This window comes from Deinococcus humi, assembly GCF_014201875.1.
Taxonomy (GTDB): domain Bacteria; phylum Deinococcota; class Deinococci; order Deinococcales; family Deinococcaceae; genus Deinococcus; species Deinococcus humi.
This window is the reverse complement of record NZ_JACHFL010000002.1, coordinates 78,138-95,940: the sequence shown is the minus strand read 5'-3', so window position 1 is coordinate 95,940 and position 17,803 is coordinate 78,138. Positions and strand designations below refer to the sequence as shown.

Below are 17,803 nucleotides of genomic sequence, written 5' to 3'. Positions count from 1 at the left end.
GTCCCCTTCTCCGGTCAGGGACGCGCTTCTTCCCGTTCCAGGCGGTCTGCCCAGGCGTTCAGATAACCTCCCAGATCCGTCTGGCGGTTCAGACGGGTGTGGGCATGGCGGGCCAGCAGGGGCAGCTTGCCCACCTGCACGGCGTAGCCGGCCACCTCCAGCATGGCCTCGTCGTTGTCGCTATCGCCGTAGGCCACCGCGCGGTCATGGGGCAAGTGCAGCGCGTCCGCGATCAGCGTCAGGGCCGCGCCCTTGTGGGCACCCTCGGGGGTGACGGTCAGGAAACTGAGGTACGGATCCTGCGCGCCGGTCAGGACCAGATGCGGGTGGGACTGCCGCAGCCGTCCGGCAAAGTCCGCCACGCCGGGGTGATAGAACCCGGCTTTCAACACATCCCCGACAGGCGCTTCGCTCAGGGGGGCGTAGTTGCGGGCAATCATCCAGGGCTCCGGCTCGGTGCCGCGCGGTAGGTCCACGAACAGGCGCTGGGCCGTGAACAGCACGATGCGGGCGCCCGTCAGTTCGTGGGCCAGCACCGCCTCCAGATCCGAGGGCGTGAAGCGGGCCTCGCTGTGCAACTCGCCGTCCACCACGATGCGCCCACCATTGTTGGTTGCGACCGCGTCGGGCTGCATCACCTCCATCACAGCGTCGGGAGCCATGTCGCGTCCGGTGATGATCGCCAGCTTGACGCCCACTTCGCGCAGCCGCGCCAGGGCCTTCCCGGTGGCAGCATCCACCTCACGGCCCTGCTCGGTGATCAGGGTGCCGTCCAGATCAAAGGCCATCAGCAGCGGCAGGCCTGTCGGGGGCGGAATTGGAGGGCGTCCAGTGGGGAGGCCAGAATCGCGGGAGGTCACGCGCGGCAGCCTAGCAAAGACCGGACCGTGCGAAATGGGAAAAGATCAGAGGCCGCGCTGTCACCCAGCCCTTGCTTCATTGCCCGAGCCCTGCTGGGGGGCGGCTTCCTGAGCGGCGGGCAGCGTGAAGTGAATGGCGGTGCCGCCTCCGGGCGCAGCCTCAATCCAGATGGTGCCGCCGTGACGCTCCACGATGCGGCGGCACACCGCCAGCCCGATGCCGTTGCCCCCGGTGGCCGTGCGCCCGTGCAGACGCTGAAACATCCCGAAGACCTTCTCGGCGTATTCTGGCGCGACGCCGATGCCGTTGTCGCGCAGCGTGAAGTGGACCAGCGGCCCTTCCGGCTGCGCGCTCAGGTCCACCCGCAGCGGCTCGGGTCCATGAAACTTCAGGGCGTTGCCCAGCAGGTTGTCCAGCAGCTGGCGCATCTGGGGCGGGCTGGCGTACACCGGGACTAGATTGCCGATGTCCAGTTGGGCGTCCGGCGGCCAGTCCAGCTCGGTCTGGACCTCGCGGCACACCCTGCCCAGATCGGTCATTTCGCGCGGGGCTTCTTCACTGACGGTGGCCAGCGCCAGCACGTCACGGACCAGCCGGCGGGCGCGCCCCACCTGCTCGGTGATGTGGCCCAGGTAGGTGTCGGCCCGCTCGTCGAACTGCTTGCCCCGGTAGCGGTGACGCAGGATGTCAGCGTAGGCCCCCAGCGTCCGGAGCGGTTCCTGAAGGTCGTGGCTGGCCACGTACACGAACTGCGAGAGCTCCTCGTTGCGTGCCGTAAGTTCAGTGTTCAGACGCTGCAAATCCAATTCGCTGGCTTCCAGCGCCTGCGTCCGTTTCAGAACCCGCCGCTCCAGCGAGACGTTCAGGGAGTTCACTTCCCGTTCGGCCAGTTTCCGGCGGGTGATGTCCTCGTGGGCCACCAGAGCGTAAAAGGCGCCGTCCTGCTCGAAGCGGGTTACGCGGGCCACGTAGTAACGCTGCTGGGTGGGCGTATGACAGGGATATTCCAGCTCATACAGGGCCTGCTCACCGCTCACCACCGCACGAATGCCCGCCGCAATGGCGTGCGCATAGGAACTGTCCTCCCCCTGCGCCGCTTCGCAGACCGTCAGGTAATTGACGCCCACGTCGTTGCCTGTTCCGCCGTTCTCACACGCAAAAGCTGTCCACGCCCGGTTAACGGCGACGATCAGCCCCTCCGCATCGACAATGGCAATATTCGCCAGCAGCGCATCGAAAGCCGCCACGGCAAAGCGTTCAGGCGGCGAAACGGTTGACATGACCTTTAAGGTAACACCCGCGCTCCCCTGGCGGCCCAAGGCTCATTCCAATCTTCACTTTTTCTTGCTGCCAGGAGCCATTGTCTACTGGCTGACGATTGGCCCGCCGGTCAATAATTAATCTGATTTCATGAGTGCTGCGCCCTTTCACCTGCTGCTTGTCGAGGACGAGCTGGCCGACGCCCTCCTCTTCCAGGATATGCTGGCCGAACAGGACCAGGACATCACAGTTCATCACGTTCAAAACGGACAGGAAGCCCTTGATCATCTCGCCCACCCGGACCGGGCTTCGCGCCCCCATCTGATCGTGCTGGACCTCAACATGCCCATCATGAACGGCCATGAGTTCCTGGAACGGGTCAAGACCCTGCCCGAGGTGCGCTCCATCCCGGTGCTGGTGCTGTCCACCTCTGAACACCCCAGCGACATCCACCGCGCCTACGATCAGCAGGTCAGCGGCTATGTGGTCAAACCGGGCAACTACCAGGAATACATGCACGTGCTGGAAACCATCCGGGCCTACTGGCGTGGACTGGTCCGTCTGCCCAGCCTCGAAGAGGTGCTGCGGGGCCGCGTCGGCTCCTGAACCCATGAAGCCGGCAGGGCGAAAAGAGCAGAAGGGCCAGGCAAACCACCTGGCCCTTCTGCTTCTTCCGTCTTTCTCAATTCCCCCGGATGGTGGCCATGGAGCGCAGATACCAGTGCGCCACCGCCCGCATCACTGCCTTGTCCTCGCCGTCACGGACGGTGACATCGACGGTCAGCCGGGCCTTACCGTCCCGGGCATAGGTTTCCAGTGCGGCGGGGAGTTCCTCGGCCCGCGCCTGTGCCGTGGCGCTCAGGCCACCGCGGGCGCGGCCCACGTAATGTGTGTCCAACCGCTCGATCAGTGGAACACCCCCGGCGATCTGGGCCGCAAAGGCTCCAGCGAAAGCGGCTCCGCTCGTCGCCTCGGCCAGCAAGAACTGCGCTCCAGCGTGGATGGTCCCCAGATGGTTGTGAAAGGCGGGCGTATCGGCACACTTGCCCGTGGCCCAGCCCACGCCGACGTCGGTGATGGTCACGCCCACAGTGGCGTTCATGGGAATAGCGTGCAACGCGGCCTGAACAGCCTGTACAGCTTGCGGGGGCAGAGTGGGAAGGAGCGTGGATTCGGGCATGCAAGACCTCTGGGAATTGGATTTTGAACCGAGTTCAAGTTCTGGCTTCAAGTATACGGGTCTTCCACATAGCGGCGCAGCACTTGCACTGGCGAGTAGGTTCCCGCCCGCAGCTCCGTCTCAATGTGGTGGGCATGTTCCCAGGTCTGCGCGGCCAGGATCGGCGTGACCAGCCCGGCCACTACCGCCTCGTCCAACTCGTCAGCATCGATGATCTCGGTGGCGGCCACGGTCCAGGGGTCCTCTTCCTCGGGATCGCCCACCACGTCCAGATACAGATCGTCGTGCCACGGCAGACCGTCTTCGCTGACGCCCTCTCCACCATGAATGTCCACGTAGAACTGAACCGGCTGGCCCACCGCGTTCAGCTGCACGGTCAGAGCTGCGCCCATCATACCCTCGCCCGTGCCGGTGGGGTGACAGCGAATCCAGCGGTAACCGTCGTCGAGGATCAGGTGACAGACGGTGGTTCCAGGTCTGGTCACCTCCAGCGGACGAATCACGCTCTGGGCCGTGAAATCCACGATCACGTACCCTGGCACCGCCAGCACCGTCTGGGTGGACTGCGTGACCCGCGCCCAGGGCCGGAGATCAAAGGTTTTGCGCTTCACGCTCCCCAGAGTAGCCGTTTGGTTAGGATACGGGCGTGAGCCCCTTCGTCCGCCGCCTATGGCCCGCCGTGGTGCTGATCGTGCTGCTGAGCGCCTTGTGGGCCGTTCCCGCCCTCCGTCAGGCCGAGGCCGAACGTCAGCGGCAAAGTGCCGAAACCATGCGTCAGGCCGAAGCCACGCGCCTGCTGGCCTCCGATCCGGTGCGCTTCGAGGAATACGTGCGGCAGGTGGCGATTGCCGCCGACGTGATCGGGGACGGCGAGCAGAATGCCAGTGGCCCATGCCGCAGCGTCAGCGGCTTCGAGAGCGGCGTGGGCGATCCCCCGCCCGAAACGCGGACCTGCGTGATCCGCGATCCGGGGAAAGACCCGGCCACCGTGACGCTCACGCTGGGCGATGGCCGGGTCTTTCGCTGGCCCAGAGATTAACCTGCTCCTGTGATTTCAGGCCTCAGTTGGGGCCGTTCGGTCCACCCTGGCTCTTGTTCTTCTCCTCGGCGCGGCGGCGCAGTTCGCTGGCGAGGTCCGTGAAATCCTGAGCGCTGGGCAGAACCTTGCGGGACTGCTGTTTGGCCTCCTGGATGACTTTGACCTGCTCCTTGCGGCTGTCGGGCAGTCCCAGGCTCTTGCGCTCGAAGTAACTCTGCGCCACCCGGCCGAGCCCGAAGGTCCAGCCGTACACGGCGGGCGCGGTGATGATGCCCCCAATCACGGGCAGCGCCAGTTTTGCCAGGCCGCGCATGACCTGCCGCGCCGCCACGCCGTAGGCCACCGTGACCCCTAGTTCCTGCACGATCTCACGCGCCCGCTCGGGCGTAATGTCGAAGCCGTAGATTTTGCCGATGTGCAGCACCATCTTGGCCTGCACCGGCGTGATTACCAGAATGTCCGCGAAGGGAATAGGCTCTATGGCCACCGCGCCGGACAACAACGCCGCGCTCTTGATGACCTCATCGACATTGTCTTCGCGACTCCGGTCCGAGTCGATGTCGAAGTTGAAGTTGTCGAGAACCTGCTTGACCAGCGGGGGCAACATGGGGCGAGTGTACTCCCAGTGACGGGGCGCGCGTGAGTCACGGGTGAACGCCCGTCCACCTTCGCGAGGGATTGCGTCCAACTGACACGGCAAGAAATCAGGACACGCCGGGGGGTGACGTGTCCAGGGAGGGAAGGATGAGGGGTGGAGTGCACCGCTCCAGATCAGCCTAGTTCCGGCCCATCACATTTTTCTGACAGGTGGCGGGCACACCTAAGACACGTGATCCGCCGGCAGCAGAGGGAGCACCGGACAGACCGCTGACAGGCGCGTGCTCCTGCGCCCACAGGACCGGAGCGGTGGCCGCGCCCATGCAGGACAATCAGCCCGGCTGTCTCTCCTGCGGCCTTGGGATAATCGCCAGCGTGCAGCGCGAGATGCAGATCAGCTTGCCGCGCTCGTCGGCGATCTCGACGTTCCACACCTCGGTGGTCCGGCCCTGGAAGATGGGCGTGCCCGTGGCCGTGACCGTTCCGGAAGCTATCCCGCGCAGGTGGTTGGCATTGATTTCCAGCCCCACCGCCACCATGCCCCGGTCCTTGACGTTCAAGTACGCGCCCGTGCTGGCCACGCTTTCGGCCAGCACCACACTTGCTCCCCCATGCAGCAGGCCGAACGGCTGGTGCACGCGGCTTTCGACCGGCATCTGTGCCACCACCCGCGTTCCGCTGGCCTCACTGAATGTGATGCCCAGGTGTTCCACAAGTGTGCCCTGACCGCTCCACTCTTCAGTCAGGGCGGCAGCCTGATTTTTTGCATCACTCATAGGTTCGTCTCCTGCTGTAGGGCAGAGGGTATGGGTGCGGTGGGACGCAACACCAGGCAGGTGGTGGTGGCCGTGGCGTAGACCTTGCCTGCCTGATCGACGATCTGTGCGCTGGCGGTGGCAATCTGACGCGACACGCTGATCACGTCAGCCTCTGCGCGGACCTCGGCCATACCCATTCGCAGCGGACGTAGGTACTTCACCGCCAGATCCAGGGTGGTGTAGCCCACCCCGGCGGGCAACATGGTGTGGATCGCGCAGCCCAGCGCCGAGTCCAGCAGGGTGGCATAGACGCCGCCGTGGACGCTGCCGATCGGGTTGTAATGGAATTCCTCGGGGCGCATCCGAAAGACCACCCTTCCTTTTTGCACATCCTCCTGGCTGCCGATGCTGAACCCCAGCGTCTGTCCAATAGGTGGGGGAGGAAAATCGCCCCGGGCCATGCCGCGCAGGTAATCCAGCCCACTCAGGCCGGGTGCCGCGTCCGCGCCGATCAGCGGGTCCTGCCAGGTGTAGGTACGGGTGCGCTTGGGGGCACCGGAGTGGGCCGAAGGGTGTTCAGTCTGGGTCATATGACTCCTTGCTGGTCTTGCCTTGCCGCCTATGCTGCTGAAGCGCTGCCCGGCGTGTTCCTGCAGATACCATAGGGCGGATCTGCGAGCCGGGGGAAGATTGAGCTTGCTTGCTGACCGTGGGCCTTTCAGGTCCGCTCCAGTCACGCTCAGCGTCCTTCCAACGCTGGACCCCGGCAGGCTGATCACCCTGGCACTGCGGAGATGAAGGACAAAACGCGTAGGCGTGAGCCGCCCCCAACCCCTATACTGCCCAGGTTATGCGGACGGTGACGGTAGGAACGCGCGGCAGCACGCTGGCGCTGGCACAGACCCACTGGGTGGTGGCCCGGCTCAAAGAAGAGTGGCCTGAAACGGATTTCCGGATTCAGACCATCGCCACCAAAGGGGATCGCAACCGCGCCAGCCTGATCTCAATGGCCAAGGAGGGCGACAAGGGCTTCTGGATCAAGGAGATCGAGGACGCCCTGCTCGCCAAGCGCATTGATATTGCGGTGCATTCTCTCAAGGACCTGCCCACCGCACAGCCCGAGGAACTGGAAGTGGCCTCCATTCCCAAACGGGTGGATGCCCGCGACGTCCTGATCGGGAAGGAGGGCATGAAGCGTCTCTCGGAGCTGCCCCACGGCGCGCGCGTCGGCACCAGCAGCGTGCGCCGCAAGGCGTTCCTGAAAGCCTTCCGCCCGGACCTGCAAGTCGTGGGACTGCGCGGCAACATCGACACCCGGCTGGCGGCGCTGGCCTCTGACGAATATGACGCGATCATCCTGGCCGCCGCCGGCCTGATCCGCACCGAGATGCGCCACCGCATCGACGAGTTCATCGAGCCGGACATCATGCTGCCCGCCCCCGGTCAGGGCGCGCTGGCCCTGGAGACCCGCGCCGATGACGATCTGACGGTAGAGGTTGCCTACGCCATCCACGACCACACGACCGATGACCGCATCACCGCCGAACGTGAATTCCTTGCGGGGCTGGGCGCGGGGTGCATGGCTCCGGTGGGCGCACACGCCACGGTCAAGGGCGGCATTCTGACGCTGGAAGGCTGGGTTGCTGCGCTGGACGGCTCGCAGGTGATCCGCGCCACCACCAGCGGTGACGTGGCAGAGTGCGCTGACCTGGGTGCGGAGCTGGCCGCCGACACGCTGGGGCAGGGAGCGCAGGCGCTTGTGGACGCCGCACACCAGCAGATCGCCTGAAGAATCCCTGAATCCCGCCAGCGAACTGGGAGGGGCGGCCTGCGCTCAAATGCAGGGATGACCCCCTCTCCTATCCTTGATCTGGCGGGCTTGACGCTGGAAGTCAATCATCTGGCGCGCGGCGTGCGCTTTTACTCACAGGTTCTGGGCCTGGAACTGATCCGCCACGACGAGGCGGTGGGCGTGGCCGAATTCACGGTCAATCCGCACCAGACCCTGACGCTGTGGCAGCCGATCACACGGCAAAACAACGATGACCGCCTGGCTTCCCTGAGGCCACGTGGGGCATCACACCTCCACTACGCCTGGCAGATCGACCCCAGCGACCTGGAACCCAGCAAGGGACTGCTGGACGCTCACGGACTGGAATGGCAAGAAATCAACCTGGGCACGGAGGACCGGCCAGACTGGACGCTGTACTTCTTTGACCCGTTCGGGCACGGCCTGGAACTGCGCGGCGTGAACCGGGAGGATACGCGGCAACCGCACTTTCCGCCCCAGCCCATGGCGCGCCCCGCCCACGCCCTGCCGGTAATGGGACTGCGCGAGGTGGCCCTGGCCTTTGGCGATTACTCTGCCATGAAGAAGCGCCTACCGGGCGCCTACGGCTTCGCTTTCGCCAAGGAGCAGGAGGACCGTGACTTCGCCCAGTTCACGCTGGGTCCGCAGAGCGAGCCGGACGGCAACGGCACGCCGAGGAGATGGCTGTATGCCTGGGACCCGCAGGTGGGGCTGGCCGATATGCTGGGCGGCGACCACGCGCTGGTCCGCTTCTACGCCGACGTGAACGCGGTGGCCGATCTAGTGGCGGCGGCTGGGCTGCTGTCGGTGCAGGACGAAAAGGGGCTGGCGGTTCGTGATCCGGAAGGACACGTGTTTGAATTTGTTGCGGGCTGACCCGCTGGGCGACACCCCAACAGACAAGAAAAAGTACGCGGTGTTCGGGAACTGAAAGCCCGGACACCGCGCACCACTGCCAGTCGACCTATCTCGTCTTGGGATCCAGCGCGTCGCGCAGACCGTCGCCGAACAGGTTGAAGGCCAGACTGAACAGAATGATGAAGGCGGCGGGAAAGACCAGCACATACCAATAATCAGGCTTCAGCCACGCGCGGGCAAAGTCGACCAGTTGCCCCCATTCGGAGTACCCCGGCTCAAAGCCGAGGCCCAGGAAGCTCAGAGCGGCGATGCCCAGCGGCACAGTTGCCAGGTCCAGCACGGCAATGGTGAAGACGGTGGTCACGCTATTGGGAACAACGTGTTTGAGGATCATCCGCAGGTCGCGGGCACCCAGGCCACGGGCGGCGTCTACGTATTCCAGTTGCCGGGTCTTAAGCACGTCCCCACGAATCACGCGGGCGTACCCAGCCCAGCCCGCCACCGAATACGCCAGGATAATCGGCCAGGTGGGATCACCCCCGGGATTCTTGGCCCGCAGGATGGTCAGGATCACCACCGTCAGCACCAGCCCCGGCATGGCGAACAGCACGTCAATGAACCGCTGAATCAGGTTGTCGATCCAGCCGCCGTAAAAGCCGCTGATGGCCCCGATCAGCACGCCCACAGCCAGCGTGATGCCCACGATGATGAAGGCCATCTTGAGCGCGGTGCGCGTTCCCCAGACCAGTCCGTAGAAAATGTTGTAGCCGTTCACCGTGCCGAAAGGCGCAGTGGCACCGGGGATCGAATTTGGGGGAACGGGTTCCTGCGCGAAGCTGAGCCGTTCAATCTTGTAACAGGAGGCTGGCGGCGCAAAAACAGCCTGCCAGAAGGGTGCCCCCAGCGGGTTGTACACCTGATTCTGGCTGGTCATGCCCAGATCGCGCAGGCAGTTGCCGGTGGGTCTGGCCACCAGGGGGGCGAACAGCGCCAGCAACGCGAATAGCAGGGTGATGATCAGCCCGCCGATGGCCAGTGGGTTGCGCCGCATCTTCCGCATGGCCGGACTGGTCCAGAACATCTGAAAGGAGCCGCGTTTCTCGATGGCAATGGGAGCCGAGGAAGTGGTCGTCATACAGGCCTCCAGGTGGTTTTAGAGGGGAACATCAGTGAAACCTCACGCGGGGATCGATCACACCGTACAGGATATCCACCGCCGTGCTCATGACGACCACCAGCAGCGCCGAGAGCAGGGTAAAGCCAAGCACCCCGGCAATATCGAGTTGCAGGGCTGCCTGCACGAACCACTGACCGATACCCGGATACGCGAAGATGGTCTCGGTGATGACCGAACCGGCCAGCAGGTTGATGATCAGAAAGCCGCCCAGCGTGATGATGGGCAGCAGAGCGTTGCGACGGGCGTGCTTGCCATTGACCACCCCAGGAGCCAGCCCCTTGGCACGGGCGGTACGGACGTAGTCGCTGGTCAGCACTTCCAGCATGCTGTTTCGCATCACCTTGACAAGGTTGGCACTCAGGACGATCAGCAGGGTCACGGCGGGCAGAATCATGTGACGCAGCGCGTCCCAGGCAATATCCCAGCGTCCGTTCAGGGCGGCGTCCACCGTCATCATGCCGGTGTAGCGTCTCATGTCACCGACCGCGAACTGGTTCAGGATGTCCAGTTGCCCCGCGCCGGGTAACCAGCCCAGATAGGCGTAGAATACAGCAAGCAACACGATCCCCAGCACGAAAGTTGGCAAGCTGTAGCCCAGGACCACCACCACCCGCAAGATCTGGTCGATCAGCTGATCCTTGTGCAGCGCGCTTAACGTCCCCAGCCAAACTGAGAGCAGCAGAATGGGAATGGCGGTCAGGAGCGCCAGTTCAATGGTGTTGGGCAGGCGCTCGGCAATTGTGGCCACCACATCCTTGTTGCTGGCCTTGGAAAAGCCCAGATCGCCCTTGACGATGTTGGAAAACCAGCGCCCATATTGGACGGGAAAGGGATCGCGCAACCCACGCTCGTCAATGATCTGTTGTATGCGCGCGGCCTGCTGCTCGCTGCGGATGTACGGCGCGGCGCGTTGTTCCGGGGTGAGTAGTTGCGTGAGGCCAATGACGATAACGGAAAGGACGAGCATGACCAGTGGGATCTGGATCAGTCGCCGGAGAGTGAAGTTAAGCATTTGGGCCTCAGTTTATAGGGAGGAAGGCGCATGAAGGTATCTGCAGCATGAACCCGAGCAAAAACAAAAGGGGGACGGGGCAACCCGCGTTCGTGGTCGCCCCGCCCTTCCCCATCGGCGTTACCGCTCCTGGAACCTTTCAGGTCACAGAGAAGAACGCTTACTTCTTGGTCAAGCCCTTCCAGTACAGCGAGGTCATGGGGTTGAAGGTGGCCTTGGTCAGCCCCTCACCGGTGACGCGGCTGCTCTGGAACTGGTAAGCCACAGGAGCGGGAACCAAGATGAATGGGGCCTGTTCGTAGGCGCGCTTGCCCACCAGACTGTACAGACGGTTGCGCTCGGCAACGTTCACTGTGCTACGGGCCTGCTTGAGCCACTTGTCCACGCTGGCATCTTTCCAGTTGGCACGCGGGCTGTAGTAGCCGTCGCTGGCGTAGAAGGTGTACATGAAGTTGTCGGCGTCGGCGTAATCAGGCGCCCAAGCGATCAGGATCATGGCTTCCTCGCCCTTCTTGGAATCGGCCAGCATTTCGGACCACTGCTTGGCCTGAATGTTCACGCGGAACTTGGGATTGATCGCCTCGATGTTCTTCTTCAGGATTTCCATCGCGGTCTGCGATGCGGGGGTGTTGGCACGATAGTTGGCCGTCAGAACGAAGCCGTTCTTCCACAGCTGGCCGCCCCAGGCGCGCTTGAAGTATTCAGTGGCCTTGGCAGCGTCGAAGGTGTACTTGCTGATCTTGGGATCATAGCCGGGGAAGGAATCGGGCAGCAACACCGTGCGCTGCGCTCCCTTGCCCTTCTGCACGTCCTTGATGTAGCCCTGATAGTCGAAGGCGTACGAGAAACCGCGGCGCACATTCACGTCGCTGAAGAAATTGGCCGGAATGCCCTTGCCGTCCAGCTTGCCGCTGCCCAGCAGACCGGTACCCTTGATGTTCTCGTTCATGAAGATCGCGGTAGCGCTGGTGTTGGGCAGATCATCCACCCAGGTCACGCCGGGCTTGCCCTTGATCTGCGCCTCATCTACTGCGCGGCCCGCACCCTCAATGATGTCGGCGTCCCCACGCAGCAGCGCCTGCTGGCGGGCGGCCAGTTCCGGCACCTTCTGACGGATCACGTTCTTGATGGCAGGCTTCTTGCCCCAGTAGCCGTCAAAAGCCTGAAACAGGTGATTATTGGCGTCATTACGGACCAGCCTGTAGGGACCGGTGCCGTTGGGTTTCTTGCTCAGTTCACTGCCGGTCAAGTCCTTGCCGATCCAGTCCTTCCAGGTCTTCTCGGTGCCGTCCCATTCGCCGATCTTGGCGCTGTAGGCCTTTTCCACGATGGCCTGGCCGGTGTAAGCCAGCTTCGCCAGGAAGGCGGGGTCCACGGCGGGCAGCGTGAAGACGAGTTGCCCGTTGTTGTTGCACTCCACGGACTTGTCAATCTTGGCCCAGGTCACGCTCTTGTCATCGGCCGCGTTGCTCTGGCTGCCAGTCAGGGCCTCGGCCAGGAACCAGTTACCACTCGCGCCGCTGTTTGTCACCAGATTGCGCTCAAAGGTATATTCGGCGTCAGCGCAGGTCATGGTGGCGCCGCTGTGGAACTTGACGTTCTTGCGAAGGTCAAAGGTGTAGGTCTTGCCGGCGTTGCTGATCGTCCATTTGGTGGCCAGCAGCGGCACCAGCTTGGTCAGGCTGGCGCCGTCATAGGTGAGCAGCGTCTCGTACATGTTGTCCACGAGCGCCGAGGAGGCGGTGTCGTAGGTCACGCCGGGGTCCATAGTGGGCACGTCGCCCGCTGATTGAATGACCAGCGTATCGGCAGGGGACGCGGCGAGCGCGGCGGAAACAAGGAGCAACGAGCTAAGCGTGACTAATTTCTTCATGGGGCCTCCGTAAGGGGGTTGACGGGTGGGGTGGGTCAAAAAAAGAACACAAAGGTCGAATTGCCCGGCCTTGTCACCTGTCTAGAGTTTGAACGTACGCATCATAGCGTAGGTCATCCTACTTAGTGTGAACTTGGCCAGCATCCGCTTAAGATAGTGGAGGAGCATGGCGTGACGCATCCGTCAAGGACATACAAGTCCCGGTCCGGGATGGTTGATGGTTTTATACGTCACCCCAGGCTGAAAATGGCTTGAGTGGGATGGTTTCCACTCTCAAACAGGAAGGCGCTGTCAGGGCACTTTCTCAGACGCAGGCTGTTACGCTGAACGTCATGTTTCGCCTTCCCCATCTGCTGTCTCCACGTCTTCTGTTGGCGGGCCTGGCGCTGGCCGCCACGTCATGCGCCCCACGCGTCACGCTGCCACAGACCCAGATCAGCTCCGGCGTCAGCGTCAATGGGCGGCTGCTGACGGTCACGCTGGTCAACCGCGGTCCATATGACCTGCTGCTGAAAAATGACTGCCCCAGGCCCTTCAGCCTGAGCGTGCTGGACACCGCCAAGACCGGACAACCAGACCTGAAATATGGCCAGTTTCAGGTGTGCGTGGCGTCGTACTTGCCGCCCAAGCCGTGGAATATCGGCGAGCAGATCCAGGCCGTGGTGGAGTTCCCGCAGGAGACTGGCCTCCGCACGCTGGAGGCTCAGGCCAGCGTCAATGTCAAACTGGCGTCCAACGGTACCGGGCCGGACGGCTTCCGCACCATCCAGGTGAAGATTCCGGCCTTCCAGGTGAACATCAAGTAACCGCTCCATCCGGGCGGACGGACAGCGGAGCCTAAGAAAAGGCCCCCTCCGAAGGGAGAGGGCACCGTGAAAACTGTGTCAGGCCATCTGCAGTGGACTGCTCAACGCCGCCGCCTGTGGCTCCAGCCGCGGAATCTCGGGCAGCGGTTGGCCGTCGGCGCCCAGCAGGCGGCCATAGAGCATGTGTGGGGTACTGTGGTCGATAAGAACCGGGTACACGCCCGCGCCCTCCGCGCCGAACGCCTTAGGCACGACGGTGGGGTGGTTGCCACGCGTATGGCCCTCCAGGAATCCTTCGCTGTGGGCATCGCCGCGCAGCAGAACTTCCTGCACCGTGCCGACTTTGGTGGCGTTGCGCAGCTTGCTCCATTCCTTCTGCTTGACGATCAGGCGCTGTAGTCGCTCGGTCTTCAGTTCACGCGGCAGGTCCGCAAAGTGCTTGTAGCTTGGTGTGCCGGGACGCGGCGAGTAGATGAACATGTAGGCGCTGTCGTAACCGACCTCGTCGTAAAGACTGAGGGTCTCCTGGAAGTCTTCCTCGGTCTCGCCAGGAAAGCCCACAATGATGTCGGTGGCGAGAACCACGTCTGGCAGATGCTTCTTGATGTCGGCGATGTGGCCCAGGTATTTCTCGCGCGTGTACTCACGGGCCATGCGGCGCAGGACGCGGTTGCTGCCACTCTGAACCGGCAGGTGAACGAAATCGCAGACGGCGGGCGTTTCGGCCATTGCGGCGGCCACGTCCTCCGTGAAGTTCATCGGGTGGCTGGTGGTGAACTTGATGCGTTTCACGCCGCTACGGCCCACAAGCCGCAGCAGATCGGCAAACGAGGGGTACCCCGCCAGCCTCGCCCCGCCGTCCACGCCGTAAGCGTTGACGTTCTGGCCCAGTAGCGTGACTTCCTGCACCCCCGCCGCGAGTTGCAGGTCCAGTTCTCTCAGAATGTCATCGGGCGAGCGGCTCACTTGAGGGCCGCGCGTGGTGGGCACGATGCAGTACGTGCAGTGGTGGTCGCAGCCGCGCATGATGGTCAGGTGCGCCTGCAGCCGGCCCGTGGGCGGCGGGGGGATGTGTTCGTGCAACTCGTCCTTGAATTGCAGGCCCCAGAAGCGCCCATTGCTCTCCAGCGCCGCGCCGATGTCCAACAGACTCCCTGGCCCCAACAGCACGTCCACCTCGAACTTGCGGGCCATCTGCTGGCCCTCTTCCAGCTGCGCCAGGCAGCCCATCATGCCCACCACCAGCGGGCGCTGCGCCTTGGTCTTGCGCAGTTGCCCCAGCAGGCTGCGGACCTTGTCGACCGGCTTGCCGCGCACAGCGCAGGTGTTGACCAGCACGAAGTCGGCCTCGTCGATGCTCTCCACTAGATCCGCACCGAAGCTGACCAGTTGCGACTGGACCAGGTGCGTGTCGTACTCGTTCATCTGACACCCGTAGGTGATCATGTGTGCCTTCATGTCTTGAGTTCTCCTCTCAGCCTGACAGATGGATTCTGCGGCCTTTCTCGCGCCCCGAATCAGGCGTGACGACGGATTGTAGCGCGTGGTGTTCACGGCCACGCTCCAGGAACCAGTAGCGGACACGGCGCTCCCACCCCTCCACCCTTCGGCTGACGTGCCCCGGCCGGGACAGGCGCTAGGATGCCGCGTTTCTGGCTCGCTTCCCCTCCCCCACCCCACCACGCCGCTAGGATGTGCCTGTGACCGACCCGAACCGCGCCCCATTCCACCAGCCTGCCCCGCTCTCACCCGCGTCACTGCCGCCCGCCACCCGTCATCCCTGGACCCCGCTGTTGCTGGGCCTGGTGGCGCTGTCGCTCATTCCGGCACTCCTGCTGGCGTTCCAGCGCGTGCAGTTCGAGCAGGCGCAGAAGACGGCAGCCCTGGTCATGGACTACCCGGCGCTGGTGGTTCAGGCCCGCCGCTTTGGTCTGGAGCCGCAGGCGCTGCTGGACCGGTACAAGGCGCTGGGCGTCAATGGTCTGGCGCTGTACGAGGACACCGTCGCCAGCCTGGAGCAGCGCGGCGAGCTGTACCTGAAAAGCGGCGCGGATCTGGCGGCAGATTTTCCGGGGCAGCAGGTCAGGACCAACGCCGTGTACATGAAAACCGCCACGCCCGCCATTGCTGAGGCGTTGCGAAACCGCTACACCATCCCCACGCGTGAGGTGACCATCGGGGGCCAGACCTGGGTCGAGTGGCCCAGTGACCCGCGTTTCCTGCCTGCTGGGCCGGACACGGCGGCGGTGGGCGACTTCAAGGAGCAGGGCATGGTGCTGGTCTACCGGCCCTATCAGGACGACGCGGTGCCGACGGCGAAGGTGGGCGCGGACTGGCCGGACGTGCCGTTCATCGCCTTCACCGGCGATGAGGTGATCGGGGCGCGCACGCCGGAACTGCTGGCGCAGGTGGACAAGGCGATGGGCAACCGCCTGCCCGCCATCATCGAGGGCAACATTCAGGACGGGCTGGAGGAACTGGTGGAGACGCACGGTGGGGTGCGGCTGTTCGCGCTGGCCCCCAGCTACCAGAACCAGCTGGAGCCGCTGGACGTGGCGAGCAAGTACAATCTGGCCGCCCGCGAGCGAGGCATGCGGCTGCTGTACCTGCGCCCCTACCCCACCATCAACGAGACCGAGGCCATGCTGGGCCGCACCCAGGAACTGCTGAAGCGTTCCGGCGTGAAGCTGGCAGCCCCGCAGGTGGGTTTCTTTACCCCCAGCCCGGTGCTGAAGGCGCTGAGCATGATCGGGCCGCTGGCCGCGCTGTTGCTGCTAGGCCTGAGCTTCCCGCTGGCCAGGCTGGGCGTGATCGCGGCGGGCGTGGTGGCGCTGCTGGCATTCGGCCTGAACACCCTGCACCCCTTCGAGAGCGCCGCGCTGGTGGCCGCCGTGAGCTTCCCGGCGCTGGGGCTGGTCCTGAGACGCTCAAAGGTCACCGACTGGTTCCTGGCCACTGGCCTGAGTCTAGTGGGGGTGCTGTTCGTCTCGGCGCTGGGGGCCAGCCGTGAGAGCACGCTGGGCCTCGAACCGTTCCGGGGGGTGGGCCTGACCCTGCTGCTGCCGTTGCTGCTGGTGGCCCTGAGCTTTCTGCCACGCCAGGACATCCGCAAGACCGCCGCCGACATCTACGCCGCACCCATTCGGTTGGGTGACGTAGCCGTGATGGGCCTGGGGCTGATCCTGCTGTCGCTGGTCTATGAGCGTCGCGGCAACGCCACCGGCGGCTCGGCCAGCGAATTCGAGGCGTCCCTGCGGCGCGAGGTGCAGGACTCGATCATCCGTCCGCGCTTCAAGGAGATCGCCGCACATCCGCTGGCGGTGCTGGGGCTGAGCGGCACGCTGCCCGGCTACTTCAGCGGCCTGCTGATCCTGGCGGGGGTGGTGGGGCAATCCAGCATCCTGAACACCTTCTCGCACTTTCACACGCCGCTGCTGATCAGCGCAGCCCGCGTGTTCATCGGGCTGGGGCTGGGGCTGCTGCTGGGCGTCATCGCCATCTGGGTGCTGAGGTCCGGGATGCGGCTGTGGAACACCTACGGCTCGCCGCGCCTGAGCGCGGGCGCTGGCTCCAGAGGCCAGGCGTGACCCGCCGGGTGGCCGTCAGCGGCTATTACGGCTTCGGCAACACCGGCGACGAGGCAATTGCCCTGGCGATCACACGCGAGATCCGCAAGCGCGGCATGACGCCGCTGCTGCTCTCGAACACGCCCCAGGAATCGGCCCAGGCCTTCGGCAGCGAGGCAGCGGCGCGCATGAAGCCGGGGCCGCTGCTCGCGGCGGTGGCCCGTTCAAGCGTTCTGCTCAGCGGGGGCGGCGGCCTGCTTCAGGACAAGACGAGTGCCCGGACGCTGAGCTACTACCTGGGCGTGATCCGGCTGGCCCGCTTCCTGGGCAAGCGCGTGGTGATCTTCAACCAGAGCGTCGGCCCGCTGTCGCCGGAGGGCGGGCGCAAGGTGGCCGCCGCCCTGACTGGTCTGCGGATCATCGTGCGGGATGCGGGCAGTCTGGAGACCCTGGAGGGTCTGGGCCTGAAAGGCGAACTGGGCGGCGATCCGGCCCTGCTGCTGACGCCCACGCCGGAGCTGACGCGAGACCTGCGGAGCGTCATCATCGCCCCGCGCGGGGACGTCACAGAGGCGCTGGAACCGCTGCGGGACGTGACCCTCCAGCTGCGCCGCGCCGGGCGGCATGTCACGGCCCTGAGCTTCATGCCAGACCACGACGACGTGGCCGCACACGCGCTGGGGGCCAATGTGGTCGTCAGCACCCGTGACCCGCAAACGGCACTGGACGCCATCGCCCGCAGCGGCTACGTGATCGGTGTGCGTTTGCACGCCGTGATTCTGGCTGCCGCCGCCGGCACGCCGTTTTCCGGCGTCGCCTACGATCCCAAGGTCCGGGGCTTCTGCACCGACGCGGGCGCCCCCAGCCATCCTGTTCCGCCGCCAGCGGCGGCCCTGGTGGACGAGGCGCTCCGCCGCGTCACCCCGGACTGGAACGCTCTTGAGGATATGAAACTGCGCGCCGCACACAGCTTCAGTCAGGCGCTGAGCTAAGGGCTGGCCCGATC

General features: G+C 64.5%; 18 protein-coding genes. 7 read left to right on the top strand and 11 right to left on the bottom strand.

Annotation, left to right across the window (positions count from 1 at the left end; genetic code table 11):
* Nucleotides 1-14 precede the first annotated feature (14 nt).
* Complete coding sequence (locus HNQ08_RS04095) at nucleotides 15-860, bottom strand: HAD-IIB family hydrolase (RefSeq protein ID WP_229789763.1); 846 nt, start codon at nucleotides 858-860, stop codon at nucleotides 15-17.
* A 60-nt stretch (nucleotides 861-920) separates the two neighbouring features.
* The gene (locus HNQ08_RS04090) at nucleotides 921-2,141 is read right to left on the bottom strand and encodes a sensor histidine kinase (RefSeq protein WP_184127838.1); all 1,221 of its coding nucleotides are present in this window, start codon (nucleotides 2,139-2,141) and stop codon (nucleotides 921-923) included.
* Between the two features lie 130 nt (nucleotides 2,142-2,271).
* On the opposite strand from HNQ08_RS04090, the gene HNQ08_RS04085 reads away from it, so the two are divergent.
* Nucleotides 2,272-2,727 carry a response regulator gene (locus tag HNQ08_RS04085; protein WP_184127837.1) on the top strand — a complete coding sequence of 152 codons (456 nt, stop codon included), beginning with the start codon at nucleotides 2,272-2,274 and terminating at the stop codon, nucleotides 2,725-2,727.
* A 76-nt stretch (nucleotides 2,728-2,803) separates the two neighbouring features.
* Here the strand turns inward: HNQ08_RS04085 and HNQ08_RS04080 are convergent, their stop codons facing one another.
* Together HNQ08_RS04080 and HNQ08_RS04075 are read right to left on the bottom strand one after the other, a co-directional pair.
* Nucleotides 2,804-3,301 carry a PaaI family thioesterase gene (locus tag HNQ08_RS04080; RefSeq protein ID WP_184127836.1) on the bottom strand — a complete coding sequence of 166 codons (498 nt, stop codon included), beginning with the start codon at nucleotides 3,299-3,301 and terminating at the stop codon, nucleotides 2,804-2,806.
* Nucleotides 3,302-3,348: 47 nt separating this feature from the next.
* Nucleotides 3,349-3,912, bottom strand: coding sequence for a DUF402 domain-containing protein (locus HNQ08_RS04075; RefSeq protein ID WP_184127835.1), 564 nt, complete (start codon nucleotides 3,910-3,912; stop codon nucleotides 3,349-3,351).
* Between the two features lie 35 nt (nucleotides 3,913-3,947).
* Between HNQ08_RS04075 and HNQ08_RS27275 the strand changes: the two genes are divergently transcribed.
* Nucleotides 3,948-4,340: a hypothetical protein gene (locus HNQ08_RS27275; protein WP_184127834.1), complete on the top strand. Its 393-nt coding sequence runs from the start codon at nucleotides 3,948-3,950 to the stop codon at nucleotides 4,338-4,340.
* A 22-nt stretch (nucleotides 4,341-4,362) separates the two neighbouring features.
* On the opposite strand, the gene HNQ08_RS04065 is transcribed toward HNQ08_RS27275, so the two are convergent.
* The 3 genes from HNQ08_RS04065 to HNQ08_RS04055 form a co-directional block, all read right to left on the bottom strand.
* Complete coding sequence (locus HNQ08_RS04065) at nucleotides 4,363-4,947, bottom strand: YcjF family protein (protein WP_184127833.1); 585 nt, start codon at nucleotides 4,945-4,947, stop codon at nucleotides 4,363-4,365.
* Between the two features lie 322 nt (nucleotides 4,948-5,269).
* On the bottom strand, nucleotides 5,270-5,713 hold the full coding sequence (locus HNQ08_RS04060; RefSeq protein WP_184127832.1) for a hotdog fold thioesterase: 444 nt from the start codon (nucleotides 5,711-5,713) through the stop codon (nucleotides 5,270-5,272).
* Nucleotides 5,710-6,285, bottom strand: coding sequence for a PaaI family thioesterase (locus HNQ08_RS04055; protein ID WP_184127831.1), 576 nt, complete (start codon nucleotides 6,283-6,285; stop codon nucleotides 5,710-5,712). Before HNQ08_RS04055 ends, HNQ08_RS04060 begins: the two co-directional genes overlap by 4 nt.
* Before the next feature lie 260 nt (nucleotides 6,286-6,545).
* Between HNQ08_RS04055 and hemC the strand changes: the two genes are divergently transcribed.
* Together hemC and HNQ08_RS04045 are read left to right on the top strand one after the other, a co-directional pair.
* A complete protein-coding gene (gene hemC, locus HNQ08_RS04050; RefSeq protein WP_184127830.1) occupies nucleotides 6,546-7,484 on the top strand; it encodes a hydroxymethylbilane synthase in 939 nt (312 codons plus the stop codon).
* 57 nt (nucleotides 7,485-7,541) lie between these two features.
* A complete protein-coding gene (locus tag HNQ08_RS04045; protein ID WP_184127829.1) occupies nucleotides 7,542-8,381 on the top strand; it encodes a VOC family protein in 840 nt (279 codons plus the stop codon).
* 88 nt (nucleotides 8,382-8,469) lie between these two features.
* Here HNQ08_RS04045 and HNQ08_RS04040 read toward each other — a convergent pair whose 3' ends face one another.
* The 3 genes from HNQ08_RS04040 to HNQ08_RS04030 form a co-directional block, all read right to left on the bottom strand.
* Nucleotides 8,470-9,498 (bottom strand): ABC transporter permease, encoded by a 1,029-nt coding sequence (locus HNQ08_RS04040; RefSeq protein ID WP_184127828.1) that lies wholly within the window; start codon nucleotides 9,496-9,498, stop codon nucleotides 8,470-8,472.
* A 31-nt stretch (nucleotides 9,499-9,529) separates the two neighbouring features.
* A complete protein-coding gene (locus tag HNQ08_RS04035; protein WP_184127827.1) occupies nucleotides 9,530-10,552 on the bottom strand; it encodes an ABC transporter permease in 1,023 nt (340 codons plus the stop codon).
* Between the two features lie 160 nt (nucleotides 10,553-10,712).
* On the bottom strand, nucleotides 10,713-12,425 hold the full coding sequence (locus HNQ08_RS04030) for an ABC transporter substrate-binding protein (protein WP_184127826.1): 1,713 nt from the start codon (nucleotides 12,423-12,425) through the stop codon (nucleotides 10,713-10,715).
* A gap of 332 nt (nucleotides 12,426-12,757) precedes the next feature.
* Between HNQ08_RS04030 and HNQ08_RS04025 the strand changes: the two genes are divergently transcribed.
* A complete protein-coding gene (locus HNQ08_RS04025; RefSeq protein ID WP_184127825.1) occupies nucleotides 12,758-13,231 on the top strand; it encodes a hypothetical protein in 474 nt (157 codons plus the stop codon).
* A 78-nt stretch (nucleotides 13,232-13,309) separates the two neighbouring features.
* On the opposite strand, the gene miaB is transcribed toward HNQ08_RS04025, so the two are convergent.
* Nucleotides 13,310-14,689, bottom strand: a complete 1,380-nt coding sequence (miaB, locus tag HNQ08_RS04020; RefSeq protein WP_184127824.1) for a tRNA (N6-isopentenyl adenosine(37)-C2)-methylthiotransferase MiaB — start codon at nucleotides 14,687-14,689, stop codon at nucleotides 13,310-13,312.
* Between the two features lie 242 nt (nucleotides 14,690-14,931).
* Here miaB and HNQ08_RS04015 point away from each other — a divergent pair, with 242 nt between their 5' ends.
* Together HNQ08_RS04015 and csaB are read left to right on the top strand one after the other, a co-directional pair.
* Nucleotides 14,932-16,818: a DUF5693 family protein gene (locus tag HNQ08_RS04015; RefSeq protein ID WP_229789765.1), complete on the top strand. Its 1,887-nt coding sequence runs from the start codon at nucleotides 14,932-14,934 to the stop codon at nucleotides 16,816-16,818.
* A complete protein-coding gene (gene csaB, locus HNQ08_RS04010) occupies nucleotides 16,815-17,789 on the top strand; it encodes a polysaccharide pyruvyl transferase CsaB (RefSeq protein ID WP_184127823.1) in 975 nt (324 codons plus the stop codon). Before HNQ08_RS04015 ends, csaB begins: the two co-directional genes overlap by 4 nt.
* Nucleotides 17,790-17,803: the final 14 nt, after the last annotated feature.

Excerpts from the sequence above, each read along its gene's own strand:
- HNQ08_RS04085 (WP_184127837.1), top strand. The coding sequence starts at position 2,272 with ATGAGTGCTGCGCCCTTTCACCTGCTGCTTGTCGAGGACGAGCTGGCC.
- hemC (WP_184127830.1), top strand. The coding sequence starts at position 6,546 with ATGCGGACGGTGACGGTAGGAACGCGCGGCAGCACGCTGGCGCTGGCA.
- HNQ08_RS04030 (WP_184127826.1), bottom strand. The coding sequence starts at position 12,425 with ATGAAGAAATTAGTCACGCTTAGCTCGTTGCTCCTTGTTTCCGCCGCG.
- HNQ08_RS04080 (WP_184127836.1), bottom strand. The coding sequence starts at position 3,301 with ATGCCCGAATCCACGCTCCTTCCCACTCTGCCCCCGCAAGCTGTACAG.
- miaB (WP_184127824.1), bottom strand. The coding sequence starts at position 14,689 with ATGAAGGCACACATGATCACCTACGGGTGTCAGATGAACGAGTACGAC.
- HNQ08_RS04090 (WP_184127838.1), bottom strand. The coding sequence starts at position 2,141 with ATGTCAACCGTTTCGCCGCCTGAACGCTTTGCCGTGGCGGCTTTCGAT.
- HNQ08_RS04040 (WP_184127828.1), bottom strand. The coding sequence starts at position 9,498 with ATGACGACCACTTCCTCGGCTCCCATTGCCATCGAGAAACGCGGCTCC.
- HNQ08_RS04065 (WP_184127833.1), bottom strand. The coding sequence starts at position 4,947 with ATGTTGCCCCCGCTGGTCAAGCAGGTTCTCGACAACTTCAACTTCGAC.
- HNQ08_RS04060 (WP_184127832.1), bottom strand. The coding sequence starts at position 5,713 with ATGAGTGATGCAAAAAATCAGGCTGCCGCCCTGACTGAAGAGTGGAGC.
- HNQ08_RS04045 (WP_184127829.1), top strand. The coding sequence starts at position 7,542 with ATGACCCCCTCTCCTATCCTTGATCTGGCGGGCTTGACGCTGGAAGTC.
- HNQ08_RS04055 (WP_184127831.1), bottom strand. The coding sequence starts at position 6,285 with ATGACCCAGACTGAACACCCTTCGGCCCACTCCGGTGCCCCCAAGCGC.
- HNQ08_RS04035 (WP_184127827.1), bottom strand. The coding sequence starts at position 10,552 with ATGCTTAACTTCACTCTCCGGCGACTGATCCAGATCCCACTGGTCATG.
- HNQ08_RS04025 (WP_184127825.1), top strand. The coding sequence starts at position 12,758 with ATGTTTCGCCTTCCCCATCTGCTGTCTCCACGTCTTCTGTTGGCGGGC.